The sequence below is a fragment of the Streptomyces niveiscabiei genome (assembly GCF_033794345.1).
Taxonomy (GTDB): domain Bacteria; phylum Actinomycetota; class Actinomycetes; order Streptomycetales; family Streptomycetaceae; genus Streptomyces; species Streptomyces niveiscabiei.
Window position 1 is genome coordinate 1 of record NZ_JARAYJ010000092.1, and the last position, 3,202, is coordinate 3,202.

Genomic DNA, 3,202 nt, shown 5'->3' on the forward strand with positions numbered 1-3,202 from the left:
GGAAGCGTCGGAAGGCAGCTGGTAGAAGGCCGACGGGGTCTGGTTGAGGACCGTCACACCTTCGTCCGCCAACAGGGCTGCGAACGCGACAGGGTTGCGGGACACGTGGTAGTCCACGACCACCAGCCGGCCACCGTGCAGCAGGGCGCCCCACAGTTCCCAGACGGAGAAGTCGAACGCGTACGAGTGGAATAACGTCCACACGTCGTCCGGGCCGAACCCGAACCACTGGTCCGTAGCACGGAACAACCGCACCACATTCCCGTGCGGGATCAGCACGCCCTTGGGGCGGCCGGTCGAGCCGGACGTGTAGATCACGTACGCCGGATGGTCCGGCAAGATCCGTACACCGGGGTCCGTGTCGGGGTACCCCTCCCCAACCACGCCCAAGTCGTCCAGCACCAACGCCGGTTGGGTGTCCTCGACCATGAACTCCCGGCGCGCGGCGGGGTAGTCGGGGTCGAGCGGCAGGTACGCGGCTCCGGACTTGAGGACGCCCAGGATCGCGACGACGAGGTCCGCCGAACGCGGCAGGGCGAGAGCGACGAAGTCCTCCGCCCCGACGCCATGTTCGATCAGCCAGTGGGCCAAGCGGTTGGCACGGGCGTTGAGTTCGCCGTACGTCAGACGGTCCGCGCCCGCGACGACGGCCAACGCGTCGGCCTGGTCCCGTGCTTGGGCCTCGAAGAGGGACACGAGGTCGCCGCCCGGTGCCGGGACCGGGGTGGGCAGGAGGGCGGTGCGTTCGTCGGCCGACAGGACGTCGATCTGGCTCAGCCGGACCCGGACGTCGGTGACTCCGGCCCGGAGGACCCGGATCCAGCGGTCGACCATGCTCTGGACGGTGCCGGTGTCGTAGAGGTCGCCGGCGAACTCGACGAAGCCGTCGATGCCTTCGGGGTCTCCGTCGTCCGTGTGGCGTTCGGACATGGAGAAGATGAGGTCCAGCTTGGAGGTGGTGGTGGTGAGCTGGACGGTGCTGGTGGTCAGTCCGGGCGGGGCGAAGTCGGCCCGGGGCGCGTTCTGGAGGACCAGCATCACCTGGAACAGCGGGTGGTGGGAGAGCGAGCGGGCCGGGTTGAGGGCCTCGACGAGGTACTCGAAGGGCAGGTCCTGGTGGGCGTAGGCGGCCAGGGAAACGTCGCGGACGCGGGCGAGAAGCTCCGCGAAGGTGGGGTCGCCCGAGGTGTCGCCGCGCAGGACGAGGGTGTTGACGAAGTAGCCGATCAGGTCGTCGAGGGCCTGGTCGGTGCGGCCCGCGATGAGGGTGCCGACGGGGAGGTCCTCGCCCGCGCCGAGCTTGTCGAGGAGCCCGGCGAGCCCGGCGTGCAGGACCATGAAGAGGCTGGTGCCGTGCGCTCGGGCCAACTCGCGGAGTTCGTGGTGGAGTTCGGCGTCGAGGCGGACGCGGACGAAGCCGCCCTGGTGGGAGGCGACGGCCGGGCGGGGCCGGTCGGTGGGGAGCTGGATCTGTTCGGGGAGCCCGGCGAGGGTCCGCGTCCAGTAGGCGGCCTGGCGGGCGAAGAGGCTCTCGGAGTCCTGTGCGTCACCGAGGAGTTGATGCTGCCAGAGCGTGTAGTCGGCGTACTGGACGGGGAGTTCGGCCCAGACCGGCTCCTCCCCCCGGCAGCGGGCCGCGTACGCGTCTGCGAGGTTCTGGGCGAGCGGGCCGAGGGACCAGCCGTCGCCCGCGATGTGGTGGATCACCAGCAGCAGCACGTGCTCGCCCTCGGTGACCTCGAACAGCTGGGCGTACAGGGGGAGTTCGACGGCCAGGTCGAAGGCGTACCGGAGGGCCTCGGCCAGGACGGCGTCGATCGTGTCCTCGGTGAGGTTCCCGCCCCGCAGCGGGAGCCGCGCCTCGTCCGGGTCCAGGATCCGCTGGTACGGAACGCCGTCGACCTGCGGGTAGACGGTCCGCAGGCTCTCGTGGCGTCCGACGACGTCAGCGAGCGCGGTCTCCAATGCCGCCCGGTCCAGGGGGCCTTGGAGCCTCCAGGCCAGCGGGATGTTGTAGTTGGCGCTCTCGCCCTCCAGTTGGTGCAGGAACCACAGGCGCCGCTGGGCGAACGACAGCGGGATCAGTTCGGGGCGTGACGTCGAGGCGTCGAGGGCGAGGCGGGCCTGTCCGGCGGCGGCGAGGCTCGCGGCGAGCCCGGCGGGGGTCGCGGCCTCGAACAGGGCGCGCAGTTCGAGTTCCACGCCGAGGGTGACGCGGACCCGGGCCACGAGGCGGGTCGCGAGGAGCGAATGGCCGCCCAGGTCGAAGAAGTTGTCGTCCACGCCGGCCTCGGGGACGCCGAGGATCTCCGCGAACAGCTCGCACAGGATCTGCTCCTGCGGGGTGCGCGGCGCCCGCCCGGAGCCGACGGCCCCGACCTGCGGTTCGGGCAGCGCACGCCGGTCCAGCTTGCCGTTGGCGGTCAGCGGCAGGGCGTCCAGCGCGACGAACGCGCTCGGCACCATGTACTCCGGGAGCCGCTCCCGCAGGTGCTGCCGCAGCGTCGCCGAGTGCGCGACCTTCCCGGGCGCGGGGACGACGTACGCGACGAGCCGCGTGTCGTCGGCGCGGTCCTGCCGGGCGAGCACGGCGACCTGCGCGACCTCGGGGTGTACTGCGAGCGCTGCCTCGATCTCGCCCAACTCGATCCGGAATCCCCGGACTTTGACCTGGTCGTCAGCGCGTCCGACGAACTCCAGGGTGCCGCGCGCGTTCCAGCGCACGACGTCGCCGGAGCGGTACATACGGGTTCCCGGCAGGCCGTACGGGTCTGCGACGAACCGCTCCGCCGACAGCCCCGGCCGCCGCAGATACCCGCGCGCGAGCCCGGCCCCGGCCACGTACAACTCCCCTGCCACGCCCGGCGGTACGGGGTTGAGGCGCTCGTCCAGGACGTAGACGCGCAGATCGGGAATGGCCGTACCGATGACGCTGGACGGCTGTCCGGTGGATGCGGCGTCGAGGGCCTCATAGGTGACGTGCACGGTCGTCTCGGTGATGCCGTACATGTTGACGAGCACCGGAGCATCGTCCGCGTGGTGGGCGTACCAGTCCGCCAGACGGGCGGGCTCCAAAGCCTCACCGCCGAAGATCACATAGCGTAGAGAGAGGCCGGAAGCGTCGGAAGGCAGCTGGTAGAAGGCCGACGGGGTCTGGTTGAGGACCGTCACACCTTCGTCCGCCAACAGGGCTGCGAACGCG

The 3,202-nt window shown here is 70.8% G+C and carries 1 protein-coding gene; it reads right to left on the minus strand.

What is annotated here, in order from left to right:
- Window positions 1–3,202, minus strand: a 3,202-nt coding sequence (locus PV682_RS43910; RefSeq protein ID WP_407705849.1) for a condensation domain-containing protein, incomplete at both ends; no start/stop codon positions are given.